The organism is uncultured Aquimarina sp. (assembly GCF_947500065.1).
Taxonomy (GTDB): domain Bacteria; phylum Bacteroidota; class Bacteroidia; order Flavobacteriales; family Flavobacteriaceae; genus Aquimarina.
Genome location: NZ_CANMQT010000001.1, coordinates 57,158 through 75,394 on the forward strand (window position 1 = coordinate 57,158; position 18,237 = coordinate 75,394).

General features: G+C 32.3%; 20 protein-coding genes. 8 read left to right on the forward strand and 12 right to left on the reverse strand.

Translation table 11 applies throughout. The annotated features are described in order from the left end of the window. Positions 1 to 9: 9 nt before the first annotated feature. The 4 genes from Q0975_RS00310 to Q0975_RS00325 all read right to left on the reverse strand — a co-directional run bounded on the left by Q0975_RS00310 (position 10) and on the right by Q0975_RS00325 (position 3,291). A complete protein-coding gene (locus Q0975_RS00310; RefSeq protein ID WP_299431410.1) occupies positions 10 to 906 on the reverse strand; it encodes a YitT family protein in 897 nt (298 codons plus the stop codon). A gap of 13 nt (positions 907 to 919) precedes the next feature. Then, the gene (locus Q0975_RS00315; protein WP_299431413.1) at positions 920 to 1,237 is read right to left on the reverse strand and encodes a hypothetical protein; all 318 of its coding nucleotides are present in this window, start codon (positions 1,235 to 1,237) and stop codon (positions 920 to 922) included. An 11-nt stretch (positions 1,238 to 1,248) separates the two neighbouring features. Beyond that, positions 1,249 to 2,085, reverse strand: a complete 837-nt coding sequence (locus Q0975_RS00320; protein ID WP_299431416.1) for an RsiV family protein — start codon at positions 2,083 to 2,085, stop codon at positions 1,249 to 1,251. 291 nt (positions 2,086 to 2,376) lie between these two features. Then, the gene (locus tag Q0975_RS00325; RefSeq protein ID WP_299431419.1) at positions 2,377 to 3,291 is read right to left on the reverse strand and encodes a LysR family transcriptional regulator; all 915 of its coding nucleotides are present in this window, start codon (positions 3,289 to 3,291) and stop codon (positions 2,377 to 2,379) included. 81 nt (positions 3,292 to 3,372) lie between these two features. Here Q0975_RS00325 and Q0975_RS00330 point away from each other — a divergent pair, with 81 nt between their 5' ends. The 6 genes from Q0975_RS00330 to Q0975_RS00355 all read left to right on the forward strand — a co-directional run bounded on the left by Q0975_RS00330 (position 3,373) and on the right by Q0975_RS00355 (position 7,094). Continuing rightward, on the forward strand, positions 3,373 to 3,612 hold the full coding sequence (locus Q0975_RS00330; protein ID WP_299431422.1) for a hypothetical protein: 240 nt from the start codon (positions 3,373 to 3,375) through the stop codon (positions 3,610 to 3,612). A gap of 52 nt (positions 3,613 to 3,664) precedes the next feature. Next, complete coding sequence (locus tag Q0975_RS00335) at positions 3,665 to 4,630, forward strand: sodium-dependent bicarbonate transport family permease (protein ID WP_299431425.1); 966 nt, start codon at positions 3,665 to 3,667, stop codon at positions 4,628 to 4,630. A 95-nt stretch (positions 4,631 to 4,725) separates the two neighbouring features. Beyond that, positions 4,726 to 5,037: a hypothetical protein gene (locus tag Q0975_RS00340; RefSeq protein ID WP_299431428.1), complete on the forward strand. Its 312-nt coding sequence runs from the start codon at positions 4,726 to 4,728 to the stop codon at positions 5,035 to 5,037. A 500-nt stretch (positions 5,038 to 5,537) separates the two neighbouring features. Further along, a complete protein-coding gene (locus Q0975_RS00345; RefSeq protein ID WP_299431431.1) occupies positions 5,538 to 5,981 on the forward strand; it encodes a hypothetical protein in 444 nt (147 codons plus the stop codon). Between the two features lie 75 nt (positions 5,982 to 6,056). Further along, a complete protein-coding gene (locus Q0975_RS00350) occupies positions 6,057 to 6,836 on the forward strand; it encodes a prohibitin family protein (protein ID WP_299431434.1) in 780 nt (259 codons plus the stop codon). A 36-nt stretch (positions 6,837 to 6,872) separates the two neighbouring features. After that, complete coding sequence (locus tag Q0975_RS00355; protein ID WP_299431437.1) at positions 6,873 to 7,094, forward strand: hypothetical protein; 222 nt, start codon at positions 6,873 to 6,875, stop codon at positions 7,092 to 7,094. Positions 7,095 to 7,314: 220 nt separating this feature from the next. Here Q0975_RS00355 and Q0975_RS00360 read toward each other — a convergent pair whose 3' ends face one another. The 8 genes from Q0975_RS00360 to Q0975_RS00395 form a co-directional block, all read right to left on the reverse strand. Next, positions 7,315 to 8,661 carry a DUF3526 domain-containing protein gene (locus tag Q0975_RS00360; RefSeq protein ID WP_299431440.1) on the reverse strand — a complete coding sequence of 449 codons (1,347 nt, stop codon included), beginning with the start codon at positions 8,659 to 8,661 and terminating at the stop codon, positions 7,315 to 7,317. Beyond that, a complete protein-coding gene (locus Q0975_RS00365; RefSeq protein WP_299431444.1) occupies positions 8,658 to 10,109 on the reverse strand; it encodes a DUF3526 domain-containing protein in 1,452 nt (483 codons plus the stop codon). Before Q0975_RS00365 ends, Q0975_RS00360 begins: the two co-directional genes overlap by 4 nt. A gap of 4 nt (positions 10,110 to 10,113) precedes the next feature. Beyond that, the gene (locus Q0975_RS00370; RefSeq protein WP_299431447.1) at positions 10,114 to 12,600 is read right to left on the reverse strand and encodes a TonB-dependent receptor; all 2,487 of its coding nucleotides are present in this window, start codon (positions 12,598 to 12,600) and stop codon (positions 10,114 to 10,116) included. A 24-nt stretch (positions 12,601 to 12,624) separates the two neighbouring features. After that, the gene (locus Q0975_RS00375) at positions 12,625 to 13,320 is read right to left on the reverse strand and encodes an ABC transporter ATP-binding protein (protein ID WP_299431450.1); all 696 of its coding nucleotides are present in this window, start codon (positions 13,318 to 13,320) and stop codon (positions 12,625 to 12,627) included. 250 nt (positions 13,321 to 13,570) lie between these two features. After that, on the reverse strand, positions 13,571 to 14,524 hold the full coding sequence (locus Q0975_RS00380; RefSeq protein ID WP_299431453.1) for a GTP-binding protein: 954 nt from the start codon (positions 14,522 to 14,524) through the stop codon (positions 13,571 to 13,573). Positions 14,525 to 14,677: 153 nt separating this feature from the next. Further along, a complete protein-coding gene (locus Q0975_RS00385; RefSeq protein WP_299431455.1) occupies positions 14,678 to 15,634 on the reverse strand; it encodes a prolyl oligopeptidase family serine peptidase in 957 nt (318 codons plus the stop codon). A gap of 30 nt (positions 15,635 to 15,664) precedes the next feature. Next, a complete protein-coding gene (gene folE, locus Q0975_RS00390; RefSeq protein ID WP_299434199.1) occupies positions 15,665 to 16,333 on the reverse strand; it encodes a GTP cyclohydrolase I FolE in 669 nt (222 codons plus the stop codon). A 15-nt stretch (positions 16,334 to 16,348) separates the two neighbouring features. After that, positions 16,349 to 16,753, reverse strand: a complete 405-nt coding sequence (locus Q0975_RS00395; RefSeq protein WP_299431458.1) for a MerC domain-containing protein — start codon at positions 16,751 to 16,753, stop codon at positions 16,349 to 16,351. Positions 16,754 to 16,855: 102 nt separating this feature from the next. On the opposite strand from Q0975_RS00395, the gene Q0975_RS00400 reads away from it, so the two are divergent. Further along, positions 16,856 to 17,176, forward strand: a complete 321-nt coding sequence (locus tag Q0975_RS00400; RefSeq protein ID WP_299431461.1) for an ABC transporter ATP-binding protein — start codon at positions 16,856 to 16,858, stop codon at positions 17,174 to 17,176. A gap of 263 nt (positions 17,177 to 17,439) precedes the next feature. Beyond that, positions 17,440 to 18,234, forward strand: coding sequence for a 5'-nucleotidase (locus Q0975_RS00405; protein WP_299431465.1), 795 nt, complete (start codon positions 17,440 to 17,442; stop codon positions 18,232 to 18,234). Positions 18,235 to 18,237 lie beyond the last annotated feature (3 nt).

Below are 18,237 nucleotides of genomic sequence, written 5' to 3' on the forward strand. Positions count from 1 at the left end.
TTTTAAATTTTAGAAATATATTTTTTTTTTAGAAAGATATCTTCTTAAAATACCTCCTTTGATATGATTCACATCATACTCGATTACAAAAGCATTAGGGTCTATTTGATCAATAATTTTATTGACTTTGCCTATTTCAATTCGATTTATAATGGTATGAATTACTTCAAAATTTTGGATCTTTCCTTGATTTCCATATCCATGAACTCCATTAAATACAGTCATTCCTGATCCCAATTTCGATGTAATTGCTTCTTTGACCTGATCATATTTTTTTGATACAATCATCACTCCAATAAAATTTTCAAATCCTTCTATAGTGAGGTCTGTTATTTTTGCGGTTACCAAAAACGCTAGGATAGAATACATGGCGGTTTCCTTTGAAACAATGATTGCTGTAATCGCAAAGAGTATAAAATTAAAGAGTAAGGTTACTTTTCCAATACTTACACCAAAATGCCTGTTAAGATATATCCCTAAAATCTCGGATCCATCTAAAACAGCACCATTTTTTATGGTAATACCTATTCCTAAGCCTAGTAAAAGTCCTCCGAAAATTGAAGTCAATAATTTATCACTAGTGAACACACCAAAATTTTCAAAATGAATAAAAATCGCAAAACTAATAATACTGACTAATGACTTGAAAACCATATATCTGGAAATAGTGAAATATGCCAATATCAGAAACGGAATACTAAGAACTATCAATACTATTGATATATTAATAGCAAACAGGCTGTTTAATAAAATCGCAATACCTGTGACACCTCCATCTAAAAAACCATTAGGTAGAAGAAAAGCTTTCAAGCCGATACTCGCTAATAATACTCCCAAAGCAATTTGCACGTACTCATAAGCACCTCTTATTATTTGATTCTTATGTATTGAAGTATTTTTGGTCATATAGATTTTTTGTTTAGAATACAGTGATGTAATCTGCAATAGTTTCTGACTGTTGCGGATCCATATGTACGATTGGAATTGAATATAAAACAGGCATATTAGATCCGAACATTTTCCTAAGACGATCGTTTAGATTATTAAACTGTAAGGATTTAACAATACCAGAAATTAACGTTCTATTTAACTTACTTGTTTTGCTTTTTGCGTCTATTCTAGCCTGCACACAATTTTCGATAATTGTGACTGTCAAAAGATACTTACCCCTTAGTAAAAATTCTATAATTTCATCAGTTTGTGATTTACTTTTGGGAATGATGAATATCTTTACCATAATTCTTTGATTTAAGATTTATAATAAGGTTTCTCAGAATTTTGTGCCCTCAAAATCGAGGATAGTTCTTCTATTGGTATTTCAAGAAAATAGTTTCCTGAATAGGTAGGACATACTGTACAGTCATCAAAGTAGAATTTAATATGATCTGAATCGACAACAAAATTATTCTTGAAAACTTCAAAGGTATTTTTAGTAAATTCCCAGCAATCATTGAAAGAGTCTTGTCCTACAATACGCGCTTGTAATTCTTGATTTAGCTTAAATAATAAGAACTTCTCACTATTATTTTCAAACAAATCATTATACGTAACAAACGTTCCTGTTTTTACATTATAATTTAAGCCCTTGAACATAAAAGAATTATGTCGATCATCATCATAATAATTTGTTTTGTATAATAGAACACTTAAGAAGTGACTATTTTTAGTATACACTTTATAATCCAGATTTCTTCTCTTCCTTTCGGCATCTTTGAATAAAGGATCACAGGATAAATCATCATTATAAAGCACTTGTAGGATTGATGTTTCTGTTTTTAAATAATTTCTCTTTATAAAGGAATTAAAATTACTGAACAAAGGATTGAATTGTTCATCTAGATGAGGATACTTATAATCAAGAATTAATGAGTTTTCTTTTTTATAAAACGTTTTAGTGCTAACAAAATCATTAAGCGGAGCTTCTTGCTTTTTTACTAACCAATAGTCTGATTTCTCTTTAGACAAATTATGAGATATTAAAACTGTTTTAGCATCTTCTTCAATCAATTTATGATTAGAATCATTTGATATAGTGTTACAAGAGAGAAGTATTGTGGCAAGAGAAATACAAATTAGATTTTTCATCTTTTAAGGTGATTTAGTATCGTTATTACTTGATACAAATCTCCATAAATAGTTTCATATATTTTTATTTATATTTATAATCATTTGCATAAAATAATTTTATGTAAATGATTATAATAAAACGATGCAAATAAACAAATACTGAGATTGAGTAATTTCGAGAATATGATCTTCTAAAAAACACTTTGCATAGTTCGTTATGGGTTTGTAAAATAATCCATAACCTAAAGAATAAAGGTTTAATCAAAGTATTGTGCAGAAAATAAATTTATTGAAAGTAGTTATATAAATTTATAGGCTCTCGAATCTTTTTTCGATAATTGTACTCTTTTCCTTTTTTAAATATTCAAGAAAAGCTGTGGCTACCAGAGAGAATTTTTTGTTCTTAAGCCAGATCATATGCCAGTTTGATTTGATAGGAAAGCCTTCTACAGGAATAATCTGTAAGCGCCCCATATTAAGTTCATTACGTATTCCAATAAGTGGCATAATAGAATAACCAAGTCCTGCAACTACGGCTTGTTTTACAGCTTCATTAGAGGTAAGTTCCATTTTTTTACTTACAGGAAGATTATTCTTTTCAATATACCTTTCCATAGTATACCTAGTTCCTGAACCTTGTTCTCGATAGATTAAAGGAAGTGTTGTAAAAATAGATTTATCATAAACCTTCTTTGTGAAGCTTTCATCATTATTTCCAACCAAATAAAGCTGATTCTCCATTAATTCAATTTTTTCAATTTGTAATTTATCAGGAAGTACTGATACTAATGAAAAATCTACTGTGTTTTCTTCTAAGCTATTAACTACCTGTGCCTTATTGGTCACATCAAGAATTAATTCAACGCCCTTATGCTGTTTTATAAAATCAGATAAGAAATAAGGCATGATATATTTACCTGTAGATACAACTGAAATTTTTAACACACCAGATAACTGTCCTTGATAGGCTAAGGTTTTATAATTTATTTCCTTTACTTCTTCCAATATCTTCTCAGCTGCATTGGCTATTTCTTTTCCAAAATCCGTTACATATAACTTTCTTCCAATTACTTCAGTTAAAGGGATCGGAAATTGATCTTGAAAATTTCTTAACTGAATCGAAACGGCTGGTTGCGTTAAATGCAAATCTTCGGAAGCTTTCGTAACGCTCTTTTTCTCAACTATTTTAGAAAAAATCTGTAATTGATGAAGTGTATAATGCATAAAAATAATTTATATAAACGATTGTAAATATAAATAAAAACATATGAAACAATACATACATCTTTGCAAAAAACAAAACTAATGAGAGATTTAAATCCAAAGAAAAACCAACCAGAAAAAGTTAAAGTGATTTCACTTCATCATAACAAAAAGGCAGCATCACCCACAATCCTTAATCTAATAATAATCGCCCTTCTTTTTTCGACTTTTATGGCGCTTTCTATAAAAAGCGACCATCTTTTCTTAACTGAAATTCTACTTTCTGGAAGTATTATAGCATTACTAGGCATATCAAACTCCATCCCTAAAACTAAGAGGTAAACACTTAATATTTTTCAAATAAATTCTATTATAAAATCATAGTAACAACTATATGGATTTACATTTACTTATAGACAACCTGACCAACCCTGCATTACTTTTTTTCTTCTTAGGAGTTATTGCAGTTCAGCTTAAAAGCGATCTTAATATCCCTGAAAACTCTTCAAAGTTTATTTCACTTTATCTTTTACTTTCAATCGGTTTTAAGGGTGGTCAAGAGCTTTCACATAGTACATTTAATGCAGAAATACTATGGTCATTACTTTTTGGAATATTTCTGGCCATCTTCATTCCTGTGTATACGTATTTTATATTGCGCAGAAAATTTAGTCTCGAAAATGCAGGAGCTATCGCAGCATCTTATGGTTCTGTAAGTGCTGTAACATTTGTAACAACCATATCTTTTTTAGAAATAGAAAACATTGCCTTTAGCGGTCATATGGTAGCAGTAATGGCATTAATGGAGGCACCGTCCATAATGGTGGGATTACTTCTGGTCACAATTTTCAAAAAAAATAAGAACGAAGATAAAATTCCTATAAAAACTGTAGTACATCACGCACTAACTAATGGCAGTGTTCTGCTTATAATAGGTAGTTTGATTGTAGGTTTATTTGCAAGTGAGGCACAAGCCGAAGGAATCAAACCTTTTACTACAGATATATTTAAAGGATTCCTAGCTGTATTCCTTTTGGATATGGGAATCACTAGTGGACGTAAGCTTTCTGGTTTCATTAAAAAAGGATGGTTTGCTTTTCTATTTGCCATCATCATACCTGTTATAAACGGTTGTATTGTTGCGGTAGTAAGTGGTCTTTTTAGTTCTGGAGAGGGCAATAGATTGTTATTTGCCATACTCGCTGCTAGTGCATCCTATATCGCAGTGCCTGCAGCGATGAAACTAGCACTTCCAAAAGCGAACCCTAGTCTTTATATTCCGATGGCTCTGGCAATCACTTTTCCCTTTAATATAACATTAGGAATGCCTTTATATCTGTGCATCATACAGGTTACATAATAATAATTTATGATTACAATAAAATATATAAATAAAAATATATAACATATTAATTCAACCTTTGTACTATAAATCAAAACAATTTCAATAAAATTATGGAAGCGATAGAAACAGCAACAATGAAAGTAAAAACAGATCAAAAAATAAATTTGATTGATGGACACTTTACAGCATCAGAAGCAGCAGACATTATTAACGCTGTACTTAATGTAAAAATCAACTTTCATAGATTGCATCGATTATCAATTACTGAAGGAAATACTAGTGATGAGTGCGAATATGATAGTGGAAGAATAGATGAATTACTGCAAGAGCAGGTTACAGCGAAAGAGTTTTTTACTCAGGCAAGATTAGACGGGAAAAAACTTAAAATGAGTAGTGTAATCAATATTTCTGTCGAAGATTAGGTATTAGAATTAGTCAAATCATTGAATATCCAACATTTTTTCAATCCAGTTATAAAATTGATTGATAAAAAGAGAGTCTCTTACTATAAGAGACTCTCTTTTTAGTAACTATGGTAGTTATTAAAATCTTAAAGGCGATACCAAATTCAAGAGAATAAATTTATGGTAACATGACCTCTACTAATATTAACTCCTTATAAATATTATATTTGAAAACACCCTTCCTTCACTAGAAAAATGAGGTCAAAAAATAAATTCTTACGATACTTGGCATATTAAGGCTGTATCGTCATTCTCCTAACTTCCTCCGAGGTTTTCCTTGTCACAATTTTAAATACTAATCGCAGAGTTTTCTACAAAAAGCATCCAATTCCCATTACTTAATCATAAATAATTTTTATGCAAATCATTATAAATATAAATAAAAATATATGAGCTAAATTTTCTAACTTAGAGGTAATGAAAAATGATTTTCAGGAAACTTGAAAAAATAATATAGTATGAAAAAGACATATAACATATGGATACTTTCTGTATTTAGTATAACACTTATTTATGGTGGTATATCGGATAATAAGTTTACAGTAAACTCTAATTCATGCAAAGAAATATTATTTTGTTTAGATGGATCTAATCACTATTTAAACTTTGAGTTTACAAATTATTTTAGTGATAAAAATAATTTTCATTTTGTTAGTACGGAGTTAGAACATTTTGCGCCCGTTTCTTTAGTGACTCTTGAACATAAGGTAAAAAAAGAATTAGAAAAGATCAACCAACGAGAAGATCACATAAACTTATTACTAGCCAGAAAACGCTCACAATATCAATTATATAAAGTAAATATATTCGGTAGATTAACAAATCCTGTAAACGTAGCGATAAACTATCATAAGTCACTACCCCCAAGAATGGAAGGATTGGGCATAAGATTACGGTTTTGAAATCAAAAATTGAGACTAACTAATACCAAAAAATTATAAGATTAAACAATGTATAATAACTAAAAATTAATTTCCATGAAAACTAAATTTTTCCTTTTAATTGGGGTATTGGGATTATGCTCTAATTGTGCAGTCATACGTCCTGGTGAAGCTGGTGTGAAACAGACATTAGGTAAATTTTCGGATAAGGTATCCACTCAAGGCACCATAGTTTACAATCCATTGGTTAGTAAAATCATCAAAGAATCAACACAAACAAATAATATAAAACTTATTCTGAGTTTGCCCAGTAAAGAAGGGCTTAGTGTAAATTCTGAGATCTCTATTTTATATCGTTTAGAGCAAAATAAAATACCCTCGGTATTAGAAAATTTAGGTCAGGGATATGAATCAATAATTACTAGCGTATTCCGGTCAGCTTCTTCTGATGTATGTGCTCAATTTTTCGCTAAGGATATGCATTCTGGTATGCGAGCGAAAATAGAAGATGAAATCAAAATCAAAATGGAAGAAAATCTCAGAAAACAAGCTGATGGAATCGAGCTTATTGCCGTTTTAATGAAACGTATACAATTACCAAATGGGCTAGCAAATTCTATAGAACGAAAATTGCAAGCTGAACAAGATGCGATGAGAATGGAGTTTGTGATACAGCAAGCAAAATTAGAAGCAGAAAGAAAAGTTATAAACGCTGAAGGTGAACGAGATGCTCAGAAAATATTGTCTGAAGGGTTGACGCAAGAAATCATCAAAATACGAAGCATAGAAGCCTTTAATAAACTATCTGAGTCTCCTAATAGTAAAATAATCATTACAGATGGAAAAACACCACTATTGATCGATTCAGATAATTAAACTTAAAAATGATATATAGATATAAAAAATGGTATTATGGAATTAATAAAAAAAGCATTTGAGTTTGAAAAAAGAAGTATGAGTAATATGAGTACCAGTGATCGAATTTCTGCTTCCAGAGAGGCGAAATCATTAGTCTTAACTATTAATGAAATTTACAAAAAAACTAAAGATCCGTCTCTAATGGATATTATGAAGCGAATCACACTAAAAAAACACAAAATAGATAAGAGACTAAAAGGCTTATCTACTATATAGTAGTTTTCAAAATATTGCACCAGAAAACTATAATTCGCCCATTATAGTTTTTGTATGTGATGCTTTTCATCATGTTGTTTCCGAGAAGAGGTTGTCTTAAATGACAGCCTCTTTTGGTTTATGATTTACATTATTCAATAAAGTGGAATGATGCTATATATAATCAGCACTCCCATATTAATAAGATGAAACTATTATGTATATATATCTTAATTTAATACTATAATCGTTTTGTCATTGGTATCGAAATTATTATCATAATAATCGATGCTATAATAAGTGGTACAATAGCTTTTATTGGCTTTAAGGTTGTATTTGTCTTATAATATTCTGGTACGAATTCATTCCAATCTATGGTATCAGCATGTTGACCTTCAAATATTTTCGGATAAAAAAATAACCTCAATTTTTCATGAAATGCATCGGTGGCATTCAGATATTCCATTTGTTGACTCATACTAGTTCCTGCCAATTGATTAAAAGCTAATTGCAGATGCATATTGGGGATTACAGATGCAATGTGGCTACTCTTGTTTTCTCGTAATTTAATCTTCTTATTGAAAGCATCTCGCTCTTTTTTGGAATCGTCATCTCCCATCTGTTGCATAGCGTAATACCATAACCAGTTGAATCCATCAGTAGGATATTCATACTTCTTAAATTGTGGATAATGTTGATAAAACTTCTCAATAGTAGCTCGCTTGTCAGTATCCCATTTAACATGATAGCCATCTCTTTGCGCTATCGCAGTGCTCAAAGCTTCTGGCACAGGATATTTTGAGGTAACATACGCATTGATTCCAGCCGGTAAAAGAATAATTAACACCAACCAAACAGATAAAAGTAGTAACGCATTAAAACCAGAAGATTTTTTAAAACTTATGATAAAAAAGCTCACTGTAAACCAGAAAAGTATGTAAAGCATGGATAACCCGAACATCCAAAAAAAATGAATATCCAGAGATAAGTTCAAGATTAGTTTTGCAATGAAAAAAAGAAAAATCAATATTGCATATAATAGTATCAATCGGACCAAAAGTTTGGAGATAATAAATCCAAGTTTGGATTTCGATTGAATAGCTACCAGTCTCCAGGTGCCTGTTTCTGTTTCTTCAGAAACTGCATTAAAAGTCAATACAATTACCAATAATGGAAAGAGATAAATGATCACAAAAGAAAGGTCGAGATTACCGGACTGTAGGTTCATTGGGTTTACCAAATCGGTATTATACTTTTGAGCTTCAAAGGTTTTAATTGTAATTCTTTTTACCGTAGGATGTACATCTGACTGACCTATTGATAATCCAGCTAGTGGGTTTAAGTTATTGATATAGGCGAAATTCGCATAATATAATAATAATCCTAAATCATCATTATGCAGTGATACTTGCCGGTCAAAATGTTGCTCTTGATACGTTTTTACTTCAGCAATTGCATCTTGTTGTCTTTCCAAATGTTTATTACCAATAACGATTCCTACTACGCCTAGCAGTGTTATTAATACTAAGCTTACCCATACTTCTTTGGATCGAATACATTGTTGTAAAAATAATTTATATAACATCATATTGCTTTTGCTCTTTTTGAAATAAATAGTAATAAACCTATAGTACCTATTGTCCAAAACAAGATAGACAGTAATGCAGGAAAAGCTTCTTTCATAGAATTAGCAAATGCCATGGGTTCGTGTCTAAAATCCTGAAAATCTTCCCAATGTTCATGCCCAACCACGTGAGCTTTCCCTTCAGAACCACTTTCTTTTTTCGGACTGATATATTCCATTTGTAGTTCATTCATGGTTTGCGCTAATTGATATCGATAACCATCTGCTTTATCCTGAAAATCGATATAAGATGAAAAATCGGTACCAGACATCGTCATTGATATTAATTTTATTGCGGTAAAAGGATTGAAAAATGAGGAAAACTGAGTTACATCATTTTGGTTTTTATAAATAGCTAACAACTTGGTTTGATGCTCTCTATACAAAGAAGCCGTTATTTTCTCACCTTCACGCATTACAAAACCCGAATAGTTAAAAGGTAAATCAGTTACATTACTTACATTATGAACTGTTAATACAGAATCTCTTAAGTGGTTATAATGTGGATCATTAGGATTATGACTGTCACCTTTTTGGATCACATCTTTTTCGATAGCAGATTGAAAGGCCAATTTACTAGGAATAGGAAACCAGTAACTTCCCATAGCTTGTGCAGATTTTGGTAATAGGATTACTAACAAAAGCCAAATTCCTAACAATCGTAATAAAGCATTTTTTGGTGCATTACTGCTCGCTGATACAACAACAGTAATAGAAGATATAATAAAAAGGAATACCAAATAACTTATACCAATTATGAATAAACGCAACCATCTAAAGTCATTTACTTCTGGATTTTCAAATAGCAAAAATGTAATAATTACCACCAAAAGAATGGGTATAAAAAACAGTAACGAAATTGCAAAAAGCCCAATAGATTTTCCAAATAATATTTCTTTCCAAGTAGCACCTTGAGATAAAAGTATTTTTAAAGTTCCATTTTGTTTATCTCCAGCAACGCTAGAAAAACCTGTGAAAAATAGAATTAAAGGCAATACCAGTTGAAGTAATAATGCTAAACTCAATTCACCAAATCGTAGCATGCCTGTAGAAAATGTAGCTTCAGAAAAATTAACGCTATTTTGTCGATGTGCTTCTAAAAAAACCGTATTCCCCGTATAACTTTCTAATCCATAGTCAAATACCCCCAAAGTAGGGTGTGTTCGAAATGCAAATGTCCCAAAATGAGCCATTCTATGCGGATGCTTATCGGGGTTTGCTTCCCAACTTTGCCGTGCCTTAACCTGATGTTCTTGTCGAATATTATTTTGAGTACTATGATTTTTTATACCGCTAACAGCCGAATAGGCCGTTAACAGTATAAAAATTAAAAATAATAGATAAAAACTTTTGGGTGTTGTCGCATTACGCCAAAAGTGAACTGCGAATAATCGAATATTTGCCCATTGCATCTTTTTAGAATTTATAAGTTGTAGTTAGCAATACATTTCTGGGAGCTCCCGGAAATACTCTGGTTGCATTTAATGCACCATTCCAATACGTTTCATCAAATAAATTATTAAGTTTTAAAGCAATCTGCATATCGATTCCTGTTGGGCGATAATACAATGCTGCATCAAATACAGTATACGATGGCAATACTATACGATCTCCATACCAGGACAAACGATCTCCACGATATTCCATACCTAAACCTACTCCAATATTTTTTAGAGTTCCGCTCATAAAATCATATCTCCCCCAAAAATTAGCACTATGCTCAGGCGCTCCTCCAATACGTTCACCAATTAATGTCGGATCATCATCTTCTATAATTTCGGCATCGATAAAGGCGTACGAAGCACTTAGTTGAAGGTTAGGTAATACATAACCATTTACATCTATTTCAAAACCTCTACTGCGTTGTTCTCCTCGTTCAGTTAATACGGATTCATCATTCGGATCCTGCTGTAATAGATTTTTTTGAGTTATTTGATACACAGCAGCATTCACAGTTAATTTTCCACCTAAAAACTCTCCTTTACTACCAAATTCTATGTTATTACTTTCTAAAGGGTCAAAACTAGCAGGAGAATCTGCCCAGAAAAAAGTTTCTGTAGCAGGTGAAAGTGTCACAGTGTTAGATTGTGGCTGAAACCCTTCTACATAAGAAGCATAAACACTAATTGCATCTGTAGCTTCATACGTTAACCCAATTCTAGGTATAAAAGCTTCATTCTTATATGATTGTTCATTATTTGATTCGTAATTGAATATATCTTCATACCAATCATAACGAAGATTAAGAAGAGCAGAAAATTTACCTATCTTAAATTGGTTTTGAATATAAATACCATTTGAAGTAGTAAGATTTGCCGGAATTGCAAATTCTGAGGTGATATAACCAGACGTTTCTCTTGCAGTATTATTAGGATTGGCAAGATCGAAATGAGTAATATTAGGCCTTGGAGCAGTTATACCATCAATTTCTATAGTTTCAAATTGATCCGCTTCTGCAGGATCGAACGAAGTTGCTGTACCATTTAATCTTCTGTAACGACGAGCACCATTAGAAGCTCCACCGACAGTTCTTTCCCATCTGCTACCATCATATCCAACCAAAAGTTTATTGGTAAAAGTGTCATTTTCAAGATCAAAATTGATATATGCGGTATAGTTATCCGTTATCCAAAACTGCTGTCTCTCCGTATAACGTAGTTCAGCAAGTGTTGGAATGGCATTCCCATCTATGTCCACAGCAGCAGAACCTGCCACACGGTGCTCCGCAAGATCTTCTTTCCAAGTTTGTTTCATATAGGAAGCATTAAATCCTATGTCATCAGTAATCTGTTTACTAAAATTACTAATCACCATAAACTCTTTTGAAGCATAAAAGTCATTCGCAGCAGCCACATTGGTAGTAATATCCGTACTATTTAGATCAAACTGACCATTGATAGCTCCAAAAAGCGGTTGACCTCGATCAAGATTCCCTACTCCATTACTATATATCATTTCTACATTAAGAGCGGTAGTATTATTAGGTAAGAAAGTGATAGAAGGTGCTATTAAAAATTGATTGTTTTCTACCAAGTCTCGGAAAGATCTAGCTTCTTGGACAGCAGTATTAAAACGGTATAGTAAAGTTCCTGAATCATTTAATGGTCCTGTAAAATCTGCAGTTGCTCTCAACGTTCCAAAACTTCCAACTGTGGCACTTACTTCATTTCTTTTTTCTTTTAAAGGCTTTTTAGTTACTAAATTAACGGATCCACCTGGGTCGACGCTTGAAAAAGTTACTGAAGACGGACCTTTAATAACTTCTGCTCTTTCTATATGAGATGTGATGGGTTGTAGAAAATAATATTGACGAGTTCTCATACCATTAATAAGCTGACCATCTTCTGCCTGAATGATACCACGAATGTTAAAATGATTATAGAATCCCGTGTGTGTAACACTACTAGCGGTTTTTATAGCATCTGCTATCTGAAATGCTTGGCGATCATTAATTAGTTCTTTTGTGATTGTAGAAACTGCTTGAGGCAGCTCTTTATTCTTAATCGCTATTTTGGTAGATGAAAAAGAATAATCACTATTGTAATCCGTTCTAGGACGACCAACGATTTCCACGCTTTGAAGCTGCTCCGTGCCTTCTTCTAACTGAATAGTTTCTAAGTCATAGGTAGCACTATTTCCAGTTTCTACGGTGTTTTTATAAGGTTGAAAACCTAAATAACGTATTTCGATAGTATAAGTTCCAGAAGGAGCATCTATTTCAAATTGTCCTGAGTTATCTGTAAGTTTCCCAAAAGTGTTAGCTTTGTTTTTTAACGAAATTGAAGCTCCCACAATAGGAATATTTTGAGTGTCGACGATGGTTCCTGTTACCTGTACTTGCGCAAAAGTCGCGTAACTAAATAACAGAAATAAAAGTTTGGGTACTAATTTAAAAAGTTTCATTGTGTTAATTGATTTGTTGTACGTTTAGATAGTTTTTAAGTATAACTCTTGTAATTGGGTTGCATTGATAGCATCTGTGCTTGATGTATGAACTAATTGACCTTCCTTCATAATACCAATTTTGGTACCTACATTTACCGCATTAAAGATGTCATGAGTTGCCATGAAAATAGCTTTCCCTTCATTGCTAAGTTCTTTGCATATTTTAGTAAATTCTAATGTTGCTTTGGGATCAAGGCCAGAAATGGGTTCATCCATAAAAATGTAATCCGCATTTTTAGAGAGTGCGATGGCAATACCAACTTTTTGTCGCATCCCTTTGGAATAAGAAGATAGCTTGTTTTGATGAGCAGTTTCTTGAAGACCCGCTTTTGATAAAAAGTTAGATAACTCAGTGTTTGTGTATTTGAACCCAGCTAGCCTACTGAAGAAATTGAGGTTTTCAAGACCAGATAGGTTGCCATATAATTGGACCACTTCTGGAATATAAGCAATCATTTGGGCAGTTTTATTATTATTTGGTTTAACGGTAATACCATTAATTTGAGCTTCACCACTTGTAGACTCAATCAAGCCCAGAAACAGATTAATGGTCGTAGTTTTACCAGCACCATTCTGACCTAGTAAACAAAATATTTCTCCTTTATCAACGGATAAATTCAATTGACTAAGTGCTGAGTGCTTACCGTATGTCTTGGTAAGGTTTATGGCTTTAAGCATATGATGTTTTTTTTAAAAAATTGAGAGTTTACCTTCGTTTATACTCCAATAAGATTCCAATTGACCAAAAAGCATATAATTTATACTGTAAAAAAGTATTTACTAATGCAACAAAGTTGCAAAATTAGTTATAATATTTATTTTTGCAACTTAATTGCATTAATATTGTGTTAATGGATAAAATCAGCGCAAATATTGCGTGACAAATGTGAGAAAGACTCTAGTACGATAGCTATGAAGAATATTTTCCCTAGAATTGACTAAGGTTTTCGTTATCATCAGTTTTCAACTGTAATCGTGAATTTCCAGCAATAAGGCTTGTTTCGATTGCTTTTTCAAGTAATAAAACCTCACTTCCTGGTCCAATAGTTAGAAGTTTTGAACCGGTAATTGGCACCCCATTAAATGGTCGAACGAATACGCTACCATCTGGATTGCGTTCAAAATAGGTATACCTTTTTTCATCCCCGATTTTCGTACAACCTTTTACTCTTAGTAGTTTTTTTGGCAATGCATGACAAATATCATAAATACAATCTAAGTCAAGTAATCTTGGCAGATCAGTAGAACAAGAGGACCAATGTGCTTTTTGGTGATCAAGTTTTTGAGCTGTGTTTTTAGATGGCAAAAGTTCAGGAAGAAGCTTAATATCAATTTCATCCATTGTCAAAATTTTTGCAAAAGGGTTGAGTAATCTTAATTCTCTTATAACGATAGCTTTTCTACTCTTAGCCATTTTTGCAACATGTGTGAGAATAATCAATGAAGACACCTGAACCTGATTTGATTCCAATTCGTTATACTCTTCTCGTTTTTGCCAATTTTTAATGTCTACAACAGATACTTGGATGGGCGGTAAAAACCTATCGTTGAGTCCAACGCCAAGGAACTCCATCAGGGAACATGCATCAGAAGTACCATTAGCCTCAATTAGAGTGATCCCATTAGCGCGTTCAGGAATTCGATTTACGTGATTTCTTAGTTCATTGATACCACTACAGCAAATACAATTACCAGTAAGAGCTCTGATCCACTTTGGGTCAATCTTATCGGTAAGCTGAAGGACATCAAGATTTGCATTTTCATAATCATTCAGAACAATGAAAGGGTTCCAACCAATATTGATATAGCTTGTCATTAAGTGCCTTAAAAGTGTTGTTTTTCCAGCTCCCAAAAAACCAACAATCGTAATGATAGCTTCCATATTTTTTGTAATTACAATAAATGCTCTGTGGTTTAAGAAAAATAAAGCAGAAAATGAACAAATATTATTCAGTTAAACCGAAGCCACATTTAAAAAATTGTACGACTGCTTTTATTATTAAGTTAGTTACAGATTTTCCTAAATACAAATCGATTATCTTCCGTGTAATTCCATATTTGGCAAATCATTAAGGTCCTTTACATAAAAATCAAAAAAGCTTTTGGTTTGGGCAAAAAACTCTTTCCTGAACTCTCTTATTCCGTGATCTGCTCCTTCAAATAAAATATAACGTACAGGATGCTTATATTCATATAACTTGCTTACTAATTCTAGTGATTCTGAAGCTTGAACACGCCAATCAGAACTACCATGCATTATTAAAAGCGGAGTAGTTTTACACATTTTATCCGCCCAAAACACTGCCGATCGAGCTGTAAGCTCTTTTTCTTTATTCTTACGATAATTTGGGATAAATTTCTCGTATACGTGTTTTTCAAATTCCGGTCGGTTTTCAAGTGCTTTAAAAGCATTGGCAGCTCCTGCAAGGACAACCGCAGCTTTGAATTGACACGTCTCTTTGAGCGCAAGATATGTCATCATACCTCCTCTACTTGCTCCTTCTATACCTATTCTTGATGTATCAGCATTATCAATTTCATCTAAAGTAGGCACAAGATTTAAAACATCATTTAAGTCCTTTCCTCCTACTTCCTCTTTTCCTTCGCTACCACTATTTCCTCTATATTGACTAGCCACTACAATGTATCCCCAGCTAGCAAGTTTTCCCAAAAAGAAGCCTACCCCAGTTTCATTCCATTGTCCAAAATCTCCAGTTCCTCCTCGATTTGAAATAATACAAGGAAAACTACCTGCTCGAATCGGCTTGGCTATAAAACCTTTAATCTTAAGGGAATCTGACAGATAGGTGATTCTAAAAAACTCAATTTCTTTAAGAGTCTTAATCATTGTTGAATCCGCCTTATGAATTTTGGCAATTGTGGAATCACTTAAAATTAACCTTTCTTTTTCTATAATTTTTCCATTCTGAGAATAAGAAAGAAAACACTTTAAAAAAGTTAAGAGTAGAAGTATTGTTAGTTTTGATCTCATTATTTTTGTTTACTTACTGACTTACAACAATTAAGCTCCATCAAAAGGTTTATTCACAATCTCTAAGAATTCTTTTCTAGTATCGGACTCAACGAACTTTCCTCTATATTCTATTGTAGTAGTGAAACTGCTTTTATCTTTAATTCCTCTTGAAGAAACACAAAGGTGCTTAGCCTGTATTACTACAATAACATCTTCGGTTCCCAAGGTTTGTTGCAAATCTTTTAGAATCTGTAAACAAAGTCTCTCTTGTACCTGAGGACGATGTGCATAATAATCTACTAGCCTATTGATCTTAGATAGTCCAATTACTTTTCCTTTAGGAATATACCCTACATGTGCAGTACCTACAATTGGTAAGAAATGATGCTCACAAGAAGAATCAATTGTTATATTTTGCTCCACTAACATCTTCTCGTATTGATATTTATTCTCAAAAATGGAAGTTTTTGGACGATTTTTAGGATCTAAACCATAAAAGAGTTCCTTTACATACATTTTAGCCACTCTATAAGGAGTTCCTGAAAGACTATCATCTGTCAGATCAAGTCCTAGCTCCTTCATAATTTCCGAAAAATGATATTGTATATTTTGAATCTTATCATCATCAGATGTATCAAAAGCATCCACTCGTAAAGGCGTTTCTGTCGAATTAGAAATATGTGCATCTCCAATGGATTCTATTTCATTTTCATTTATAGTGCTCATGATAAATTAATTTGTACAGCATTTTTCATTGTCACATCTACAATACTTTTGATTGTAAAAATGTAGACTAGCTAAAAAAATAGCAATAACATATATAAACTCTTCAGCTAATGATACAAGATCAAGTTTTTCATTAATCACAATTGCGAATAGAAGAGACCAACATATCCAAAAAATATACTTTAGTTTTTGATTAGAAGTGGTCTGTGTAGTTCTATATACGGCTATAAAAGATAATCCTAAAAAAATAAAATCTAAAGATTTCCACCAAAAAGGATGTGTTCCTTCAGAAATTATCAATCCCGTATGAGCTAAAAATAAAAAAGGAGTTGCTAAGCAGTGTACTAAGCATAAACTACTGGCTATAATACCTAATGTATCCGAGTTACTACGTATGTGTAAAATGTTCAAAATAAAAGTGTGTATAATTTAATGGGGGCAAAGATAGTATATATTTAGCAAATGCAACTTTGTTGCGTTAATAAATTTATTTATTTTTGACAAAATGATTTTATGATCCGAACGACATCGCTAAGGTTTGCATATCAGAATACAAAAACTCATACTTTTTGTTTTCCTGACCTAGATTTATCATTTGAACAAAATGCGCTAATTATAGGTCCTTCAGGTGTTGGAAAAACCACTTTATTATACCAATTTAGGGATAAGAAAGTTCATGAATTCAGCGAAGGCCAGCGGCAGCGACTTTCGATTGCTCTTGGGGTAATACACAAACCAAAGGTCATATTAGCAGATGAACCTACCTCTAATTTAGATGATGTAGATCACTGTAATTATATACTAAAAAAAGCAACAGTGAAATTGGCACAATAATTTGAATTAAACCCGGATTATGCATTAAAAAATCCCCACCTGCCTATTCGTGATATTGAGGCGGGCAGGTATTACAGCCTGAAACTGCTTCAAATCCTTAGCTTCGCAACATTTCAAGTTTAACCAGAGCGATGCTATGCAAAAACTTATAAAATGTTAGGTTTTATTGCATTTTCAACCTTCACTACGAAGTTTTAATGCATAATCCGAGTTAAAATTATACCTTAGTTGTTAGAAAAAGAATTCATCAAGTTTTAGAATACATGGATAAAATAGCAAATCATAATTACCTTCTAAAAAACATAATTTATAAAAGTTTCTTTTTACTTGTATTTATAATAATACTCTCATCTTGCCAGAAAAAAAAGCACCTTGTACAAGTAGAAGGAGTAAGAATTGGAATCAACGATACTACTCCTGATAATTTAGATATAGAGGCTTTTATTAAACCATACAGAGTACATGTAAATAAGACTTTAGATAGTGTTTTGGCTTATGCACCAGAAACATATTCCAAAAGAGATGGAATCTTGAATACTGCTATAGGTAACTTAATGGCTGACATTGTTTTAGAACAAGCCAATCCTTTTTTTATATCAAAGACTAAAAATACAATTGATATGGTACTATTAAACCACGGCGGAATACGAGCACCAATCCCAAAAGGTAATATTACAGCACGTACGGCCTATCAGGTGATGCCATTTGAGAATAGCATTATAGTCGTAGAAATGAAAGGTACCCATATTAAAAAACTGATTGAGTATTTACAAAAATCTCGAAAAGCACATCCTATTTCGGGATTAAAATTAACCGTTGATGAAGATTTTAATATTGTCAAAGCGTTGATCAATAAAAAGGAAATTGAAGAGGAAGAAGTTTATTTTGTAGCTACTAATGACTATTTATATTACGGAGGTGATGAGATGTATTTTTTTGAGCATGCTGAGAAAGCACATAAGTTAAATTACAAAATTCGAAATGCAATGATCGACTATTTTAAAAAGGTAGATACGATCACACCAATAATAGATGATAGATTTTTACAAGTTAATTAACAA

What these genes read in the sequence shown, in the direction of transcription:
- Q0975_RS00355 (WP_299431437.1), top strand. Translation starts at nt 6,873, where the DNA reads ATGGAATTAATAAAAAAAGCATTTGAGTTTGAAAAAAGAAGTATGAGT.
- Q0975_RS00405 (WP_299431465.1), top strand. Translation starts at nt 17,440, where the DNA reads ATGGATAAAATAGCAAATCATAATTACCTTCTAAAAAACATAATTTAT.
- Q0975_RS00310 (WP_299431410.1), bottom strand. Translation starts at nt 906, where the DNA reads ATGACCAAAAATACTTCAATACATAAGAATCAAATAATAAGAGGTGCT.
- Q0975_RS00315 (WP_299431413.1), bottom strand. Translation starts at nt 1,237, where the DNA reads ATGGTAAAGATATTCATCATTCCCAAAAGTAAATCACAAACTGATGAA.
- Q0975_RS00380 (WP_299431453.1), bottom strand. Translation starts at nt 14,524, where the DNA reads ATGGAAGCTATCATTACGATTGTTGGTTTTTTGGGAGCTGGAAAAACA.
- Q0975_RS00345 (WP_299431431.1), top strand. Translation starts at nt 5,538, where the DNA reads ATGAAAAAGACATATAACATATGGATACTTTCTGTATTTAGTATAACA.
- Q0975_RS00370 (WP_299431447.1), bottom strand. Translation starts at nt 12,600, where the DNA reads ATGAAACTTTTTAAATTAGTACCCAAACTTTTATTTCTGTTATTTAGT.
- Q0975_RS00365 (WP_299431444.1), bottom strand. Translation starts at nt 10,109, where the DNA reads ATGCAATGGGCAAATATTCGATTATTCGCAGTTCACTTTTGGCGTAAT.
- Q0975_RS00400 (WP_299431461.1), top strand. Translation starts at nt 16,856, where the DNA reads ATGATCCGAACGACATCGCTAAGGTTTGCATATCAGAATACAAAAACT.
- Q0975_RS00325 (WP_299431419.1), bottom strand. Translation starts at nt 3,291, where the DNA reads ATGCATTATACACTTCATCAATTACAGATTTTTTCTAAAATAGTTGAG.
- Q0975_RS00385 (WP_299431455.1), bottom strand. Translation starts at nt 15,634, where the DNA reads ATGAGATCAAAACTAACAATACTTCTACTCTTAACTTTTTTAAAGTGT.
- Q0975_RS00340 (WP_299431428.1), top strand. Translation starts at nt 4,726, where the DNA reads ATGGAAGCGATAGAAACAGCAACAATGAAAGTAAAAACAGATCAAAAA.
- Q0975_RS00360 (WP_299431440.1), bottom strand. Translation starts at nt 8,661, where the DNA reads ATGATGTTATATAAATTATTTTTACAACAATGTATTCGATCCAAAGAA.
- Q0975_RS00330 (WP_299431422.1), top strand. Translation starts at nt 3,373, where the DNA reads ATGAGAGATTTAAATCCAAAGAAAAACCAACCAGAAAAAGTTAAAGTG.
- Q0975_RS00350 (WP_299431434.1), top strand. Translation starts at nt 6,057, where the DNA reads ATGAAAACTAAATTTTTCCTTTTAATTGGGGTATTGGGATTATGCTCT.
- Q0975_RS00320 (WP_299431416.1), bottom strand. Translation starts at nt 2,085, where the DNA reads ATGAAAAATCTAATTTGTATTTCTCTTGCCACAATACTTCTCTCTTGT.
- Q0975_RS00335 (WP_299431425.1), top strand. Translation starts at nt 3,665, where the DNA reads ATGGATTTACATTTACTTATAGACAACCTGACCAACCCTGCATTACTT.
- Q0975_RS00375 (WP_299431450.1), bottom strand. Translation starts at nt 13,320, where the DNA reads ATGCTTAAAGCCATAAACCTTACCAAGACATACGGTAAGCACTCAGCA.